Source organism: Arcobacter sp. YIC-80 (assembly GCF_044841725.1).
Lineage (GTDB): Bacteria > Campylobacterota > Campylobacteria > Campylobacterales > Arcobacteraceae > Arcobacter_B.
This window is the reverse complement of sequence record NZ_JBJBSI010000014.1, coordinates 1-18,464: the sequence shown is the minus strand read 5'-3', so window position 1 is coordinate 18,464 and position 18,464 is coordinate 1. Positions and strand designations below refer to the sequence as shown.

The window sequence follows — 18,464 nt, the reverse complement described above, 5'->3', positions numbered from 1 at the left end:
ACTTATGTCGACTGAACAAAATTTAGCTCAAAGTTCTGCTAGTGTTGAAGCAACTCTATTAGATAGTATTGTAGCTCAAACAAAATTAACTCATGAAGATGAAACGTATGATGTTGTTAAAACTGGTGTTGGAGCATTAATTGAAGAATTGATTAAATCAGATAGTGAAGATGAAAAAGTTAATAAATCAATTATTGACAAAATGATTGCAGAGATTGATGATAAAATTTCTGAACAAATGGATGAAATTTTACATCATAAAGATTTTCAATCTTTAGAATCAAAATGGAAAGGTCTTTCAATGTTAGTTGAAAGAACAGACTTTAGACAAAATATTCAAATGGAAATTATAAATGTTTCCAAAGAAGAATTAATAGAAGATTTTGAAGATAGTTTAGATATTACTCAAACAGGACTTTATAAGCACATATATACAAGTGGTTATGGTCAATTTGGAGGAGAACCTGTAGGTACAATTTTAGCTGATTATGAGCTTTCTCCTTCAAATGTTGATATTAAGTTTTTGAATAAAGTATCTTCAATTGCAGCAATGGCACATGCACCTTTTATTTCAGCTGCAGGCCCTAAGTTTTTTGGTTTAGATAGTTTTGAAGGACTTCCTGATTTAAAAGATATTGAAGATGTAATGAGTTCACCACAATTTGCAGCATGGAGAGGTTTTAGACAAAATGAAGATTCTAAGTATGTAGGTTTAACATTACCAAGGTTTTTACTTAGAGCACCTTATGATCCAGAAGATAATCCTATTTCTAATTTTGTATACAAAGAAAATGTATCAAAAAGTCATGAAGATTACTTATGGGGAAATACAGTTTATGCATTTGCTAGTAAATTAACAGATAGTTTTGCAAACTATAGATGGTGTACTAATATCATTGGACCTAAATCAGGTGGAGAAGTTAGAGATTTACCTGTACATACTTTTGAGAGTATGGGTGATATTGAAATGAAAATACCAACAGAAGTTTTAGTTTCTGATAGAAGAGAGTATGAGTTGTCAGAGCAAGGGTTTATTCCTTTAATTATGAGAAAGGGTAGTAACTCTGCTGCTTTTTTTGCTGCAAGTTCAACTCAACTTCCTAAAATCTTCCCTGATACACCAGAGGGAAATGAAGCAGCATTAAATTATAAATTAGGTACTCAATTACCATATTTATTTGCAATAACAAGAATGTCTCACTATATCAAAGTACTTCAAAGAGAACACATTGGTTCTTGGAGAGAAAGAGCAGATTTAGAAAGAGAATTAAATAAATGGGCTAAGCAATATGTTGCAAATCAAGAAAATCCAAGTGCAGAGATTAGAAGTAAAAAGCCTTTTAAAGGAATTGCTATTGAAGTTGAAAATATTGATAATGATCCAGGTTGGTATAAAGTTAGAATTTCGTTAAGACCTCATTTTAAATATATGGGTGCAAGTTTTGAATTATCTTTAGTAGGTAAATTAGATAAAGAATAATGAAAAAATTTAAAGGTAGTTTATTTGAGAGATTAAATTCTGATTTTGATTATAAACAATATGAGACAAACGAAGAAGCTATTTATAGTTCAGTAGCAAATAACTTGTCTCGTATTTTTTCAACAAATGCAGGTAGTTGTGAAATTGCCTCTGATTATGGAAGACCTGATTTAAATAATATAAGTTTAAATATGAAAGACTCTATTGAGAAAATAGAGTACTTTTGTGAATTAAGTATTAAGAAATATGAACCAAGACTTTATAAAACAAAAATTGCAGTATCACGGGAAAAGTTAACTATTAATCAAATGAATATTTTTATTGAAGGATATTTGATAGTTGATGGTAAAAGCAAAAAAATACATTTTAAAGCAGATTTATTAAAAAATGGAAAAGTGAAAATATATTCAGATGATATTTAATGATTATTATAAAAAAGAATTAATAGCTTTAAGAAGAGATGGTTCAGCATTTTCAAAAAAAAATCCTGGATTATCTTCTTATTTATCAAAGGAAGGACAAGATCCTGACGTTGAAAGACTACTAGAAGGATTTTCTTTTTTAACAGGAAGACTTCAGCAAAGGTTGGATCAAGAACTTCCAGAAGTTGCCCATACTCTTGTTGAGTTACTTTGGCCAAATTACACAAGACCAATGCCATCTTTTAGTATTATTCAATTTGATTCTGTAAATGATTCTACTACAAACACTTATGTAAAAAAAGATACAGAAGTTTTAAGTAAAATTAAACCAGATGCTATTCAGTGTAAATTTAAAACAGTATATGATACTTTAGTTATGCCTTTTGACTTAAATACTGTAAATTATTATGTTCATGGTAAAAAAAGTACTTTAGAATTAAATATGAAAATGACTGCTTCTGGAAATTTAAATGATTTGATTTTCAATAATCTTAGAATATATTTAAGTGGTTCAAAATTTGTTTCACAAGATTTATATTTATATCTTACTAGGTTTATTGAAAGTATTGAAATTACAATAAATGATGAAAATAAAAGAAAAATATCTAATTTAAATATTCCAAAAAATTCAATAAAATCTATTGGTTTTGATTCTTCTGAATCTATGCTTCCACAACCTTTAAGTATTTTTGATGGTTATAAATTATTACAAGATTTTTTTTGTTTTAAAGATAAATTTCTATTTGTTGATATTTTAAATTTAAATAAGATTTCTTCTTTAGATAGTGAAGTTTTATCTAAAAGTAATAGTTTTACAATTAAAATTAATTTTTCTAAAAAAATGTCTAAATCAAATCAACAACCAACAAAAGAAAACCTATCATTATATTGCACACCTATTGTAAATTTATTTGAAGCAGATTCTGTACCAATTAGGAAAAATTTAGAGTATTCAGAATTCCTTGTTTTACCAGCAGATTTGGATAAAAATCATAGTGAAGTTTTTTCAATAGAGCAAGTAAGAGGATGGATATCAAGAAAAAATGCTTATAGAAATTATCTTCCTTTTGAGTCTTTTGAACACCTTGATGACGATAATGAATATTATTCAGCAAGAACAAAACTTTCTAATGATGGAGAACGAACAAATACTTATTTAAGATTTTCAAGTGCTATTGATACAGAAGATACAATTTCTACTATAAATAGTACGGTTTCTGTAAAAATATTATGTACAAATAAAGATATCCCTAGTTCACTTTTTCTTGGAGATATTTGTATCTCAAATACTTTATCAAATACTGGTACTTTAAGTTTTAGAAATATTACTATACCTACTGTTAGTTATCCTCCTCCTATATCAGGAGATTTTTTATGGAGAATAATTTCTAATATGTCTTTAAATTACTTGTCTTTAAATGATATTAAAACATTTAGAACAATTTTAGAAACTTATGATTTTTTTGGTGCTTATGATGTAAAACAAAGAGATAAAACTTCTATGATTCTAAAAGGTATTGAAAGTATAAGTTATGAAACAACAGAAATGATTGATAAAGGTTTTCCTATTAGAGGAATGCACGTAAAACTAGAAATTGATCCTACTAAGTTTTCTTGTTTAGGGGAAGCATATCTTTTTTGTTCAGTTCTAAATGAATTTTTTGCACTTTATAGTAATATTAATTCTTTCCATAAATTGTCTGTAGATATTCAAAATGAAGAACTATTTATGTGGAAACCTAAAATGGGTTCTATAGAGCTTATTTAAAGTGTGATAAAAATGCAGTTAGAAATTATTAATAAAAAAATTAATGAAACTATTAAGCAAATAACATTACCTCAGGGAATAAGGATTACTTGTTTATATTTAAAAAAGTTTTATCCAAATGAGAAGTTTGAAGATTTATATGAAAATATTGTATTTAAATCAAATACAAGTTTATCTTTTCAACGTTCAGAAATTCATAATATAAACTTTTTAGAATATGATAATAAAGTAAAAGCAGAAATAACCTTGAACTTTTTAGGAATTTTTGGAAGCTCTTCTCCTATGCCTAGTCATTTAAGTGAAATGGTTTTAGATAGCATAGATTCAGATATGATTTTATATGATTTTTTAAATCTATTTAATCATCACTTACAAAAATTCATTTATCCTATTTGGGAAAAACACAGATATTACATTCAGTATAGACAAGATTTAAATGATAGGTTTTCTAAATATATATTGTCTTTACTAGGTTTATATTCTAAAAGTAAAACAAATAGTTTAAATTTACAAAAGCTTATACCTTATATTGGATTACTAAGTATGAAACAAAAGTCTTCGGGGTCTTTAAAAGCAATACTAAAACAATATTTAAATTATGAAGATATTGATATTGTTGAGTGTATTCCTACTAAATATGAAATTCCAGCTTGGCAAAATTCTGTATTAGGAGAGGTTAATATGTCTTTGGGAAAAGACTTTTTAATAGGAGAAGAGATAATTAGTAAAAATACTAAGTTTCAAATTTTATTAAAAAATGCAAAGGCAAAAGATTTATATGAATATAGTTTATTAAGTAAAAAAACAGATCAAGTAAAAGAATTGGTATCTTTTGTTTTAAATGAACATTTAGAACATGAGATATGTTTAGATATAAAAAAAGAAGAAAAAGATATTTTTTCTTTGGATGAAAACAATAGAAAATATTTGGGTATTAATTGTTGGATTGGTGACTCAAATTATGATGAAAAAATTATTTTAGCACAAAAAGGTTAGCGATGAAATTAGAATTAAAAGATTTAATTAACTCTTTAGATATAAATACGAAAAAGTATTTAGAACAAGCAGCTCAAAGATGTATTCAAAGAGGTGGAGATGAGATAATAATAGAAGATATTTTGTATAAAATGCTTGAAAATAGTTCAAGTATTTTCAACCTTGTATTAGAGCATTATAAAATTGATTCTCAAGAAGTTTTTAATGCTATTCAAGCAGGTGCAAAAATGTCAACAACAGAAAGTACAAATCCTATATTCTCAAAGTTATTAGTTAATTGGCTTGAAGATTCTTTTCTAACTGCAAAAGTTTCTTTGTCACAAGATGAAATAACTGAATCAGCATTAGTATTATCTTTATTTGATAATTCTATTAAATACTCAAATACTTCTTATTTTAAAGAATTAAATAAAATAGATTTTAAAGAAGCAAAAGATTTGATAATTGGTTTAAATAAAGAAATGATAAATAAAATATCATCGTTAAATTCTTCAAATAAAGTACTAGATAAAGATAATTTAGAATTAGATAAATATACGACAGATTTAACACAACTAGCAAAAGAAGGTAAGATTGATCCTGTTCTTTGTAGAGATGATGAAATAAAACAAGCAGTTGATATTTTACTTAGAAGAAGAAAAAATAATCCTATTATGGTTGGAGAAGCTGGTGTAGGTAAGACGGCTGTTGTAGAGGGCTTAGCTCTTAAAATAATTCAAAAAGAAGTACCTATTGAATTATATGAAGCTAAAATATTATCTCTTGACATTGGTGCTTTACAAGCAGGAGCTAGTGTAAAGGGTGAATTTGAAAGAAGATTACAAGCTGTAATAAAACAAATACAATCAAAAACTCAATTTATTATACTATTTATAGATGAGGCACATACTTTAATAGGAGCAGGGGGAAATGAAGGTGGATCAGATGCTGCAAATCTATTAAAACCAGCCTTAGCTAGAGGAGAGTTGAGAACTATTGCTGCTACTACATGGTTGGAGTATAGAAAATATTTTGAAAAGGATCCAGCTTTATCAAGAAGATTTCAAAAAATTAATTTATTAGAACCTTCTGTCGAAGAAGCAATTACTATTTTAAGAGGTATTGCATCAAAGTATGAAGATGTTCATAATGTATATATTGAAGATGAAGCTCTAAAAGCAGCAGCTGTTTTATCTGCTAGATATATAACAGGTAGACAATTACCTGATAAAGCTATTGATGTTTTAGATACTGCTTGTGCAAATGTAAAAATTAGTAAAACAAATCTTCCTTACGATTTACAAAAGATTAACACAAAAATTATAGAAAAGCAAAGAGAAATTGATTCTTTAAGTAGAGATAGTGATAATTATGTAAATGACTATAAAGAAAAAATTTTAATTTTACAAGAAGATATTAGAGAATTAGAAATTACTAAATCAAAAATTGAAAATATTTGGCAAAATCAAAAAGAGTTATTATTAAAACTTGAAGAATCAGTAGATAAGGATGAAGTAAAAAGTTTAAATAAAGAGTTAAAAGAACTTCAGAGAGATATTAGTTATATTTATAAAAATGTTACTAAAGATCAAGTTGCAGAAGTTATCTCTTCTTGGACTGGAATTCCTTTAGGTAGTATGGTTCAAGAGCAAATAAAAACTGTAATGGAACTTGAAAATAAAATGAAAGAAAGAGTTATTGGTCAAGATGAACCAATCTCTTATTTAAATACATTTTTACAAATATCAATTTCAGGGCTAAAAAATGAAGAGTCTCCTGCAGGTGTATTTTTACTTGTTGGTCCAAGTGGTGTTGGAAAAACAGAAACAGCAAGAGCTATTGCAGATTTAATGTATGGTGGCGAGAGATTTATTACAACAATTAATATGACTGAGTTTCAAGAAAAACATACAGTCTCAAGATTGATTGGATCTCCTCCTGGATATGTTGGATATGGTGAAGGTGGACAATTAACTGATCCTGTAAGAATTAAACCTTATTCTGTTGTATTGTTAGATGAAATAGAGAAAGCACACCCTGATATATTAAATCTTTTTTATCAGATTTTTGATAAAGGTATTGCTAATGATGGAGAAGGAAGAGTAATTGATTTTAAAAATACAGTAATAATAATGACTTCAAATCTTGCGACTGAACAAATTACAAAACTATGTATTAATAATGAAAATATAACTATGGATGAAATTACTAAAGAAATTACTCCTATTTTATCTTCTTATTTACAACCAGCTTTATTAGGTAGGATGAATGTAATTCCTTATTTCAATTTAAAAAATGAAGCTTTAAAAGATATTACAAAGCTTAAGTTAAAAACTATTGAAAAACAGTTATTAAAAAAAGATATTCATTTAAAAGTAGAAGAAAAATTACTAGATTATATAGTGTCTTTAAGTAATACAGTTGATACTGGTGCTAGAAATATAGATTTGATTATAAATAATAACATAATGCCAAAACTTTCAAAATACATTTTAAATGCAAGTTTAGAGAATAAAAAATTATCAAAACTAGTAGTTTCTATAAATAAAAATGACGAATTAATTATTGAAAATAAATAAAGGAAGTATTTATGAAGAGATTTAGAAATGTAATAAGTTTATTATTTGTAGTTTTATTTTTTAATGCTTGTGCAAGTTTTCATGAAGAGTATAAGCCTTTGTATCAAGCAAAACCTGAAATAGAATCATTAAAAAAGAATTAGTTCTATGAAATTAATATTTGATATTATTAAAACGGGAAGGGAATTCCCTTCTAAAAAAAATTATCATTTTAATAAGACTAGTGGAATTATAGGAAGATCAGAAGAAGCAAATTGGCAATTACCTGATTCAAAGAGTTATATTTCAAATACTCATGTTGAAATCGAATATAAAGATGGTATGTATTTTATTAAAGATATAAGTACAAATGGTACTTCTTTAAAACATCCATATAGAAAATTACCTAAGAATATGTCTATAAAGATAAATTCTACTGATATTTTTATTATAGGTGAATATGAAATTCAAGCTAGGTTTATGGACAATGACTATAGTCAAGATGATATTTTAAGCTACAAACCTGAAAATAGTGTGCCTTTAAATCAAATAAGTAGTAAAAAAATATCAAATGAATTAATACCCGATGATTTTCTACTTGATGATGAATCTGTAATGAGTAATTCTTTTATGGTTGAAGAAGAAATAAATTATGACAATAATGTATTGAATATATTTGAAGAAGATAATACAGTAGAACATATTGATGATTTATATGATTTTGAGAAAGAACCTTTAAATTTTGACAATACTCATAATATTGAATCAGTTACTAATGAATTAAAACATGAACATATTGTTATTCCAACTTTTGAAGAAAAAAAAGTAGAAAAAGTAGAAGATAAGATAATCCAAGAGTCTTTATCACCCGTAGATAATAGTAAAGATAATGATATAGAAACAAAGGTAATAGAAGAAAAAAATATTATTCAAGAAGCAGATTTTACAGGTGAAAACTCTGCTTTATGTGTTTTAGAAGAAAAGTTAGGAATTAAATTTAGTAACTTAAACAATGAAGAAAGAGATAAGAGACTAAATGAAATAGCAAATATAGTTATTAACTCTTTAGATGGCTTAAAAGATTCTCTTGAAACAAAAGATAAAATAAAAAAAGATTTATTAATAGATGATAAAAACACTACTGTTAAAGATAATAATCCAATAAGAATGGGACAGTACTCTTTGAGTATATTAAATGAAGTATCTAATAATAGTATAAAACTATCAGAAGCAGTGAAAAAATCATTTAATGAATTAAATATACATAATGTTGCTTTACATAGAGCAAGTAAAAATTTGATAAATATTGCAGTGACAAAATTTTCTCCTAAGAGTTTAGAACATCATTTTGAAACAACTGGAGTTTTAAATAATTTTGTCCCTAAAAAGTATCAAATGTGGGATTCTTATATAGAAATGTTTAATGAGTTAAATGAAAAACCTGATTTTGGAATAAATTTAATCGCTAAAGATTTTACAAATGAATATAAAAATATTGAATATACAATTAAATTGACATCAGTATAAAGGAATAAAATGAAATTTATATTAAAAACTGTAATTGCAGTAATAATTGCCATTGGACTTGTTGGGTGTTCCTCAAAGCCTACACATTTAGAGTTAGTAGTTAATTCAACAAATGATTTAAATCCAGATATCAATAATGTTTCTTCACCTTTAATGTTAACTTTTTATGAATTGGAATCAGCAGAGAATTTTATGAAGTACGACTATTGGACATTAATGCAAGAATCTGGAAAAAATTTAAATAGAGATTTAATATCTCAATCAAAACATGTTATTACTCCTCATCAAAAGCAAACATACAAAATAGTATTTAACGATAATGCAAAGTTTTTAGGTGTAGTAGGACAGTTTAGAAATATAAAAAATAAATGGAAGCATGTCATAAATTTGGAAGAAGACACATATAATTTTAGTGAGTTAGAAATTCATAAATATAGTATAGAAAGAGTAGAATAATGCAAAATCAAGTAGTTTGGCGAGAAGGTTTATTTATTAGACCACAACATTTTCAGCAAAATGATAGATATTATAATTATGAGTTGATGACTAGAAGTTTATATTCAAGAGAAAATAGTTGGGGTTTATTTAATTTATCTTTTGATGAAAGTTTATTAAATACAGGAAAAATATCTATAAAGCATGTATCTGGAATAATGCCTGATGGAACACTTTTTGATGTTAGCTCTAAAAATCAGTTATTGACATTTGATGTAAATCATACACATAGTAATAAGGTAATTTATTTAGCTTTACCTATCTTTATTGAAGATGGGGATAGTGTACATTTTGAAGATCAAAAAAAACTATTAACTAGATATACTGCAAAAGTAGCTAATAATATACCTAATACTAATGCTGGAGAACTAAGTAATTCTGATATTTTACTTGCACAGCAAAATTTTAAATTAGTGACAGAAGATGATTTAAATGATAGTTTTATCAGCATTGAAATAGCAAAAATAGGTAATATTTCTACAAGTGGAATAGTTTCTCTTGAAGAAGATTTTGTACCAACATATTTACACTTAAATAACTCAACAAGATTACTTTCTCAAATTAAAGAGTTATTGAGTATGATTTCTTATAGAGCCAATGTAATTGCTGATAATATAAGTGATTCAAGACTTCAATCAACAGAACTTGGTAATTATTTAATGCTACAATTACTTAATAGAACAGAAAGTAGATTACATTATTTTTTAACACAAGATAGAGTTCATCCTGATAAAGTTTTTTTAGAGTTAAGTTCTTTAGTTGCAGAACTTTCAGTCTTTATGAAGAAAGAAAGAAGAATTGCTGAGTATATAACTTATAATCATTTAGAGCAGTTTTCGAGTTTTTTAAAAATTATAGATGATTTGAAATCAATGTTAACTATGGTTTTAGAGCAAAATAGTGTGGCCTTAAAAATTGAAAAAAGAAAATATGGAATATATATTGCTCCTATAAAAGATAAAAAACTATTAGAAAGTTCAACATTTATTTTTGCTGTTTCTGCTGATATTTCAGAGAATAAGATAAGAGAAGCATTATTATCAAGCCTTAAATTAGGTACTATAGAAACTATTAAAAATTTAGTTAATTATCATTTAGTTGGTTTTAAACTTAGAACTTTGTCTTCTGCACCTAAAGAAATTCCTTATAAAGTCAACTATTTATATTTTAGTATAGAATTATCAGAAAAGAATAGAAAAGAGCTATTGCAATCTTCTGGTTTTGCATTTTATTTACCAAATGATATACCAAATATAAATTATTCTATTTGGGCAATTACAAATGATTAAAGAGAAATAAAATGAGTAATAAAACAATATTAATTTCCAATGATTCTTCTGAGAACACATTAACTAATTTTAATCAAGTTGATGTTAGTCCTTATGATAATTTTGATAGACAAAGTAGTACTTTTAAAAGAAACAAAGCTTATACTAGAATGAATGATTATGAAATAAGTTTTAATCCTTTTTTGAGTGCTTCTTCTCATTTATTTAAGTACACACTTGATATTTTGGAATCTAGTGAAGATTTAAATGCTGATGAGGTAAGAAATGAATTAATAGCAAAAATAAACTTATTTGATGAAAATGCTTTAAAGTTAGGTATTGAAAATACTGAAATGTTAGTTACAAGATATATTTTATGTACTGTAGTTGATGAGTTTATGAATAGTAGTAGTTTAGGATCAAATAATAATTGGTCAAATAATAGTGTTTTACGTATTTTCCATAAAGAAACTTATGGTGGAGAAAACTTTTTCCATTTATTAGATAAGTTTTTGAAAACACCTGCTAAGTATATTCATATTTTAGAACTAATGTATATATGTATTGCTTTGGGTTTTGAAGGTAAATATAGAGTAATAAATAGAGGTCAAATTGAACTAAATAATGTGAAAGACAGTTTATTTAGGCAGATAAAAATTGTTCAAGGTAGAGATCCTTTTCCTTTCTTTATAAAACAAGAAGCTTCAAAAAATAAATTTAGATTATTTAATAAAATATCATATCCAATTTTATTTTTAGGAGTTTTACTTTTGGTTTTTAGTGTGTATGGAATTTTAACATTTACTTTAAATGAACATAATAGTAAATTTATAGAAATGATTGAAAATAAAAAAATTGAGAAGAATAGTTTAGAGGTAGAGAAGTAAATGAAAAAAAGTATTTTTAAGACAGTTACATTTTGGATACTTTTAATTGCAACTTTAAGTTCTTTGTTTATAATTTTTGCAACACCATATCTTTTCGATTCTTTTAAAGAATTAAATTTTAGATTACTTATTGCCTTTAGTATATTTTTTGGAAGTATTATTATAGTTTTATTAACAATCTTATTAAAAAAAGAAGAAACTCAAGAGTCTTTAAAAGAAAAAAAAGAACAATATGAGTTAAAAAAAGAACATGAAAAAGTTGTAAAACTAAAACTTAAAGAGTTAAAAAATAGTTTTAATGAAGCTATTAAGATTATTAAAAAGTCATCTTTATATAAAAGTAGAAGAAAAGCAAAATATGAGTTACCTTGGTACTTATTATTAGGAAATACTAATGAAGGAAAAACTACACTTTTAGAATCATCTGGATTGAGCTTTCCTTTAAATATAGATTACAATGAAAATCAAATAATTGAAGAAAAAAACACGAGTTCTTTTCAATGGTATTTTGCAGAACATTCTGTTTTTATTGATATTCCTGGAAATTATGTTGAACAAAAGCAGAACCCAGAAGATAATATAATATGGAAAGAGTTTCTGAAAATTTTTGTAAAAAAAAGATGGAGAAGACCTATTAATGGGATAATCTTACCTATTAGTGTAGAAACTATTTTTAATAAAACAGAAAAAGAATTAGAAGTTTATGCAAAAGATTTAAGAGATAGATTTGATGAATTATCGGTTGCTTTTATGTCAAGTATTCCCATATATTTGATTATTACAAAAAGTGATAAAATTGAAGGTTTTAATGAATACTTTTCATCATTATCAGAAGAAGAAAAAAATGAAATTTTAGGAATCACTTTTGATACTGAAAATGAGAATATTGATACAAATGTAATAAAACCTCATTTAGAAGATTTATTAAAAAGACTAAATAGTTCAGTTTTAGAAAAAATACATTTTGAGTGGGAAACTCAAAATAGAGCTAGAATATTCTCTTTTTGTGAAAACTTTTCTAATCTATTTGAAAGAGTTAACTTATTTGTTGATATGTGTTTTTCTCAAACAAGATATAGAAAACCATTATTATTAAGAGGAGTTTATTTTACAAGTATTCCAGGAGAGAATAATCCTCATGCTTTAATAAGTCCAGAAACACTAAGTACTTCAAGACATAATACAAAAGGTTTATTTATAAAAAAACTTTTAACTGATATTATATTTCCTGAATCAGATATGATAAAAATGGATGAAAAATATGAAAGAAAAATCAAAAAGAATCAGTACATTACTTATGGTTTATCATTATTTTTTGTAGCATTTTTCAGTTTTTTTATTGTAAAGGATTTTATTAATCATAATAATTTACTTCATAAGTTAGAAAAAAATTATGAATATTATTTAAAAGAAAAAGATAAAATTGTACCTTCTGATAATTTTGAAGATATTTTAGAAGTTTTAAATAAACTTGATGATATTAAAAATTATAATTTAAAAAATACATCAGATAGTTTTTGGAACATACTATTTTATAAAGTAGAAGAGAGAAATAGTAAACTTTTAAAGCAGTATCATACTGACTTAGTAAAACTACTTCTTCCTAGAATTGAGCATTTTATACAAAAAAATATAAACCATGAGTTAAAAGATTTTGATAAAACATGGGATAATACAAAAGCTTATATTTTATTAAAAGATATAAAAAGAAGAAATGAAAATATAAATTTCTTAAAAGAATATATGTCTATATATTGGAATAAAAAGTATCCAAATATGCCAAAAGTACAAGCTAAATTAAATAAACATTGGTCAAATCTTTTAAGTTTAGGTTTCAATTCATATAAGATAGATTTAACTACTTTGAAAATGGCTAGAAAAAGATTAGTTAAATATGGTTCAGAACAGTTGACTTATAAAGGAATAAAAAATAATATAGCAAAAATGAATTTGAAAGATTTTACTTTTGCACAAGTTTTAGGAAATAATATATCTTCTTTTAATAACGCAAATTATGTTATTCCAGCCTTATATACAAAAAAAGGTTATAAGATTATGATTCAAGAAGGAAGAAATTTAACAAGTAATATTTTACTTAACAATTGGGTAATAGGTGAACGAACAGATTTAAATGTAGTAGAGATAAATGAGTATTATAAAAGAATATTAGCATTTTATTTTGCTGATTATAAAAACTATTGGAATAATGCTTTATCAAGACTTAATATATCAACATATAAAAGAATTTTAGGTTTAAATAATCAATTAGCACTTTTAAGCTCATCAAATTCACCAATTATTGCTGTTTTAAAGGCCTTAAAAGAGAATACAGAGTTATATACTCCCTCAGAGGAGATTAAAATGAACTCAAATAGTAATACTACTAATACAGTTGTTAATAAAGTAGTAACAGGACAAATAGCTAAAACAGTTACTAAAAAAGCACTTAATAGTTCAGATAAGTTAGTTGATAATACAAGTATTAAAAATCTAAGAACTTTTTTTAAACCTTATAATGATTTAGTAGATAAAAATGAACAACCTACAGTTGTTTTAAAAGAAGCTAACAATAGTATAAATCATATTTATCAAATAATGACAGCTATTCAAGGAGCTGTTTCTCCTGAATATGATTCTTTTAAGATTGTAACTGATAGGGTAAATGGAAGAATTAAACCTATTGTTACTTCTTTAAACTCTTTACCCTTATATGTTAAAAAATGGTATAAGTCTGTTCAAAAAAGTAATTGGAAATATATTCTTGCTAATAGTAAAACTTATTTAAATAAAAGATATTTAGAAGAAGTTTATACATATTATACAAATAGATTAGAAAATAAGTATCCTCTGAAAAAAAATGAGTCAAATAACTTTGTTAAACTTGATGACTTTAGCGATTTCTTTAGAAAAAATGGAATTTTAGATAGTTTCTATAAAAACTATTTATCTTCATTTGTATCTATAAATAATAATACTTTAACATATAGATATAAAAATCTAGATGGAAGTATTGTAAACATAGATAGAAGTATAATTCAGTCAATTATAAAATCTTATAAAATCAGAAATGTATTTTTTAGAAATAATGGCACACTAGGCTTTGATGCTTTAATAAAACCTTATGATTTAAGTAGTAACTTAGCAACAGTATATTTAGTATTTGACGATAATACTTTGTATTATGAACATGGACCAATATTAAATAAAAAAATAGTTTGGCCTTCTCAAAATTTAAATAATATTGTTAAATTTAAGTTGTTTGATTTAAATAATAGCCTTGTTACTCAAAAATATATTGATAATGAATGGGCTTTATTTAAATTAATAGATGATTTTACTGTTGTATCAAAAACTAGAAATGAGGCTATTTATAAATATAGTTATGAAGATTATAGTTCTTCATTTTTAATTAAAGGTGCTGTTGTAAATATGTTAAATAAACATAGCACTTTATCAAACTTTCATCTAAATAAGGGCTTATAATGTTTAAAAGTTTTGCATTCACTCATCCTGGGCATATACGTAAGGTTAATGAAGACTCTTTTTATATTTCAGATGAAAAAGGTTTATGGATAGTTTGTGATGGAATGGGTGGACATGATGAAGGAAATTTTGCAAGCCATTTAATTACAGATATTTTTGAACAACTAGAATTAAAAGGAACATTAGAGGAAAAAATATCTTTAATGAGTAAGCAATTACAAGTAATACACTCTATCTTACAAAATAAAGTAGATAAGTTAGGAAAAAATATTAAAATTGGAACGACACTTATGCTTTTATGTATTGAAGGGAATAGAGGAGTTTGTATTCACTCTGGGGATAGTAGATGTTATAATTTACGAGGTGAAGTTTTAAGTACAGTTACAAAAGACCATTCTATTGAAATCGATGATTTTTATGGATATCGAAAAGTTTTAACTTCTGCAATATCTGCACCTGGTGATTTTAATATAGAAGTTACTAGATTTATAGTTGATCCTAATGATGTTTATTTATTATGCAGTGATGGTTTATATGATAATATTTCAAGTTTAACTATAAAATCTTCAATGGAAGAGCAATCTCTTGAAAATGGAATTAATAAATTAAAATTTAATGTTTTATCTTCAACTGCTGATGATAATATTACTGCAATAATGGTTGCTCATAAATGAATATAATTAAAAATATTACAACAAATAGTATATCTGAAAAAAGCAATACTAAAAATTTAAAGAGTTTTAACAAAAGATATTTTTATTTTAATCAAATAGCTAAAAGTGATTTAAGTATTGTTTATGATGGAATTGATATATATAATGAGTATTTTAAAAAAGATTCAAATATAGTTATAAAAGTACCAACTAAAGAATTACTTAAAATGAAAGATATCTCAGCTTTTGTTTTTTCAGAATACTCTTTTTTAAGAAGATTAAATTCGGATAGTATTGTAAGAGTTCTTGATTATGGAATTGATAAGAAAAAGAAAGTACCTTTTTTAGTTTTAGAAAAAATTGAAGGACAACTTTTAAGTGAAGTTTCTATCTTCAATTTAACAAAAAAAGATAAAAAATCAATATTTAAATCTTTACTAAATACTTTATCATATATTCATTCTAAAAATATTGTTCATGCAGATATCTCTCCTAGTAATATAATACTTAATAAAAATTTTGAACCTATAATTTTTGATTTTGGTATTTCTCAAAATATAGAAACTAATGATGAATTTTCTTTAGAATATTCAAAAGTTAAAGCTTTTAATCCTAAATATGCTGCTCCTGAATTATTAGTTGATAAAAATATTAAACCAAGTGTTTCAACAGATATATTTTCATTGGCCTGTGTAATGTATGAGATATTTACAAACGAAGCTTTATTTATAAATAGTTCTAAGGAATTATTTGATTTACCTATAGAAAAAAGAAATTTATCAAAAATTCCTTTTTTTTTAAGGAAATGGTTTAAGAATTCATTAAGTTTAGACGTAAAATCAAGAAAAATCCAAAAAAAGTATCAAAAACTATTATGAAATAAATATTTATTAAATTATAATTTGATAAAATAAAAAACATTTTAACAGAAGGATAAAGAAAAATGAATAATCCAATATTTATTTCGATAAAAGGTAGTACACAAGGTTTAATTACAGAAGGTACATTTACACCAGAATCAGTAGGTAACTCATACCAAAAAGGGCATGAGAATGAAGCATTAATAAAAGGTTTTGCACATAACATTAATATACCAAGAGATCCACAGTCAGGACAACCATCAGGACAAAGAGTACATGAACCATTAGTAATATCAAAACTATTTGATAAATCATCACCATTATTATATAACGCATTAACAAAAGGTGAGACATTAACAGAAGTAGAATTAAAATGGTACAGAACAAGCTATGCAGGAAAACCAGAGCATTACTTTTCAATTGTATTAGAAGATGCAGTAATCGTAGATATAGACGCATACATGGATAATGAAGAAGGACAAGCAAAAACACAAGTAGCACCTTTAGAAAAAGTATCATTTGCATATAGAAAGATTACATGGAGACATGAGACAGCAAGTACATCAGGAGAAGATGACTGGAGAATTGGTGTAGGATTAAATGCCTAAACATAAATAAAAATAAGGAGGGAACTCCTTATTTTTTATATATCAAAAAGTAATAGAAAATAAAAAAAAGATAAAAATAAGAATAAATAAAATAATAAAAGTAGCGAGAAAAAATATTATTTTTTAATATATAAGATAAAAAGAAGTATAAAAAAATAAGTAAGGCTAAAAATTGTCCGAAGAAATAAAAAAAAGAATAAATGAGATAGAAAATAACTTACAAGAAGAAATAGAAGAAGCATTTAGTTTAAAAGAGTTAAGAAAAGAAGTAAACCAAGAAATAAGCTGTAGACTAAAACTATTAAATTATAAAGAAAATGAAATAATAGGATTAGGAATATTAGATGGAAGCTATAGTGTATATAAACTAAAAGGGAAAAGTCAAGTAAATAAACCCTATAGCTTTGAACTAATATTTGTAAGTGATGAGTTTATAAATATAGAAGAACTAGTAGATACAGATGTAGAAATAAAACTACAAGATGAAATAAGCCCTATAATAAAAAAAACAATATATGGGAAAATATATAAAGCAAGTGAAGATAGTATAGTAGCAAGAAAACATCTATATAAAATAGAAGTAGTATCACCTCTATATTATTTAGGATTAAATAATAGATATGAAATATATCATGAAAAAAAAACAAGTGATATAATAAAAGAGATAATAAATAGATATAACCAATTATTAAACCTTCAAATAGATATAAAATTAGATTTATTAAAAGCTCCAATAAGAGAGTATACAACTCAATATAATCAAAGTGATTTAGAATTTATACAAATGCTTTGTGAAGAAGAAGGATATAGCTTAATAATAGACTATAGCTCAAATGATCCATATAAACTAATATTGTGTGAGTTAAATGAACATGTAATAGTAAATACATACTCTTCAACTTGTTCTTTTAATCATAGTAAAGAGTTTAAAGCAAGTAATCATATAGAAGACTATTATGATAAAAATAAACCAAGCCAAGAATATAAAACACAAAGTGGAGCAAATATAGTAAGCTCAATAAAAGATAATGAATCAACATCACAATTAAGAAATGATATAAAGAAATATACATTAAGAGATAAATTAAACTTGTTAGATGAGAGTTACTATAAAGATTTAAATAGATATACAAAAATAGATTCTCAAAGAGAATATGTACAATCAAATATAATAGAAGGAAGTTCACAAGAGTTAAATATAGAAGATAGTTTGTGTATAAGATTAGAAGATGAGAAAGCAAATAAAAAGATAGATAGTATCATCATAGAAGTAGAATATAAAGGACATTTTCCAAATGCCCTAGATGAATATAGACAAAATATAAATGAACAAGTAAAACATCAACTGCAATATGAAGTAGAATTTAAAGCCATACCAAAAGATATAGAATATAAACCCAAAAAAACGATAAAGAAGCCAAGAATAAACTCAATATTAACAGCAAAAGTATCAAATGGGAATTCAAATACAAAAGATTAT

15 protein-coding genes are annotated in these 18,464 nt (G+C 25.0%); all 15 read left to right on the top strand.

Annotated elements, in window-relative coordinates:
- The first annotated feature begins 4 nt into the window (after window positions 1-4).
- Window positions 5-1,480, top strand: coding sequence for a type VI secretion system contractile sheath large subunit (gene tssC / locus ACH5BK_RS13530; RefSeq protein WP_404308294.1), 1,476 nt, complete (start codon window positions 5-7; stop codon window positions 1,478-1,480).
- Window positions 1,480-1,902: a type VI secretion system baseplate subunit TssE gene (tssE, locus tag ACH5BK_RS13525; protein WP_404308292.1), complete on the top strand. Its 423-nt coding sequence runs from the start codon at window positions 1,480-1,482 to the stop codon at window positions 1,900-1,902. Before tssC ends, tssE begins: the two co-directional genes overlap by 1 nt.
- On the top strand, window positions 1,892-3,670 hold the full coding sequence (gene tssF, locus ACH5BK_RS13520) for a type VI secretion system baseplate subunit TssF (RefSeq protein WP_404308290.1): 1,779 nt from the start codon (window positions 1,892-1,894) through the stop codon (window positions 3,668-3,670). Before tssE ends, tssF begins: the two co-directional genes overlap by 11 nt.
- A gap of 12 nt (window positions 3,671-3,682) precedes the next feature.
- A complete protein-coding gene (gene tssG / locus ACH5BK_RS13515; RefSeq protein WP_404308288.1) occupies window positions 3,683-4,666 on the top strand; it encodes a type VI secretion system baseplate subunit TssG in 984 nt (327 codons plus the stop codon).
- A gap of 2 nt (window positions 4,667-4,668) precedes the next feature.
- Window positions 4,669-7,224, top strand: a complete 2,556-nt coding sequence (gene tssH, locus ACH5BK_RS13510; RefSeq protein ID WP_404308286.1) for a type VI secretion system ATPase TssH — start codon at window positions 4,669-4,671, stop codon at window positions 7,222-7,224.
- 11 nt (window positions 7,225-7,235) lie between these two features.
- Complete coding sequence (locus ACH5BK_RS13505; protein WP_404308284.1) at window positions 7,236-7,367, top strand: hypothetical protein; 132 nt, start codon at window positions 7,236-7,238, stop codon at window positions 7,365-7,367.
- A gap of 4 nt (window positions 7,368-7,371) precedes the next feature.
- Complete coding sequence (gene tagH, locus ACH5BK_RS13500) at window positions 7,372-8,730, top strand: type VI secretion system-associated FHA domain protein TagH (RefSeq protein ID WP_404308282.1); 1,359 nt, start codon at window positions 7,372-7,374, stop codon at window positions 8,728-8,730.
- A 9-nt stretch (window positions 8,731-8,739) separates the two neighbouring features.
- Entirely contained in the window at window positions 8,740-9,186 is a 447-nt protein-coding gene (tssJ, locus tag ACH5BK_RS13495; protein ID WP_404308280.1) for a type VI secretion system lipoprotein TssJ, read from the top strand.
- Complete coding sequence (gene tssK, locus ACH5BK_RS13490; protein ID WP_404308278.1) at window positions 9,186-10,514, top strand: type VI secretion system baseplate subunit TssK; 1,329 nt, start codon at window positions 9,186-9,188, stop codon at window positions 10,512-10,514. The genes tssJ and tssK overlap by 1 nt, the downstream gene beginning before the upstream one ends.
- 11 nt (window positions 10,515-10,525) lie before the next feature.
- On the top strand, window positions 10,526-11,380 hold the full coding sequence (gene icmH, locus ACH5BK_RS13485; protein ID WP_404308276.1) for a type IVB secretion system protein IcmH/DotU: 855 nt from the start codon (window positions 10,526-10,528) through the stop codon (window positions 11,378-11,380).
- Window positions 11,381-14,863, top strand: a complete 3,483-nt coding sequence (gene tssM / locus ACH5BK_RS13480; protein ID WP_404308274.1) for a type VI secretion system membrane subunit TssM — start codon at window positions 11,381-11,383, stop codon at window positions 14,861-14,863.
- Complete coding sequence (locus ACH5BK_RS13475) at window positions 14,863-15,537, top strand: PP2C family protein-serine/threonine phosphatase (RefSeq protein ID WP_404308272.1); 675 nt, start codon at window positions 14,863-14,865, stop codon at window positions 15,535-15,537. The genes tssM and ACH5BK_RS13475 overlap by 1 nt, the downstream gene beginning before the upstream one ends.
- Complete coding sequence (locus ACH5BK_RS13470) at window positions 15,534-16,394, top strand: protein kinase (protein WP_404308270.1); 861 nt, start codon at window positions 15,534-15,536, stop codon at window positions 16,392-16,394. Before ACH5BK_RS13475 ends, ACH5BK_RS13470 begins: the two co-directional genes overlap by 4 nt.
- A 65-nt stretch (window positions 16,395-16,459) precedes the next feature.
- On the top strand, window positions 16,460-16,984 hold the full coding sequence (locus tag ACH5BK_RS13465; protein WP_404307916.1) for an Hcp family type VI secretion system effector: 525 nt from the start codon (window positions 16,460-16,462) through the stop codon (window positions 16,982-16,984).
- Between the two features lie 172 nt (window positions 16,985-17,156).
- On the top strand, window positions 17,157-18,464 hold a 1,308-nt coding region (locus ACH5BK_RS13460; protein WP_404308268.1), incomplete at its 3' end, for a contractile injection system protein, VgrG/Pvc8 family.

Coding starts and splice junctions, on each gene's coding strand:
- ACH5BK_RS13465 (WP_404307916.1), top strand. CDS start 16,460: ATGAATAATCCAATATTTATTTCGATAAAAGGTAGTACACAAGGTTTA.
- tagH (WP_404308282.1), top strand. CDS start 7,372: ATGAAATTAATATTTGATATTATTAAAACGGGAAGGGAATTCCCTTCT.
- ACH5BK_RS13505 (WP_404308284.1), top strand. CDS start 7,236: ATGAAGAGATTTAGAAATGTAATAAGTTTATTATTTGTAGTTTTATTT.
- tssH (WP_404308286.1), top strand. CDS start 4,669: ATGAAATTAGAATTAAAAGATTTAATTAACTCTTTAGATATAAATACG.
- tssC (WP_404308294.1), top strand. CDS start 5: ATGTCGACTGAACAAAATTTAGCTCAAAGTTCTGCTAGTGTTGAAGCA.
- tssE (WP_404308292.1), top strand. CDS start 1,480: ATGAAAAAATTTAAAGGTAGTTTATTTGAGAGATTAAATTCTGATTTT.
- ACH5BK_RS13475 (WP_404308272.1), top strand. CDS start 14,863: ATGTTTAAAAGTTTTGCATTCACTCATCCTGGGCATATACGTAAGGTT.
- tssF (WP_404308290.1), top strand. CDS start 1,892: ATGATATTTAATGATTATTATAAAAAAGAATTAATAGCTTTAAGAAGA.
- tssG (WP_404308288.1), top strand. CDS start 3,683: ATGCAGTTAGAAATTATTAATAAAAAAATTAATGAAACTATTAAGCAA.
- tssK (WP_404308278.1), top strand. CDS start 9,186: ATGCAAAATCAAGTAGTTTGGCGAGAAGGTTTATTTATTAGACCACAA.
- ACH5BK_RS13470 (WP_404308270.1), top strand. CDS start 15,534: ATGAATATAATTAAAAATATTACAACAAATAGTATATCTGAAAAAAGC.
- tssM (WP_404308274.1), top strand. CDS start 11,381: ATGAAAAAAAGTATTTTTAAGACAGTTACATTTTGGATACTTTTAATT.
- icmH (WP_404308276.1), top strand. CDS start 10,526: ATGAGTAATAAAACAATATTAATTTCCAATGATTCTTCTGAGAACACA.
- tssJ (WP_404308280.1), top strand. CDS start 8,740: ATGAAATTTATATTAAAAACTGTAATTGCAGTAATAATTGCCATTGGA.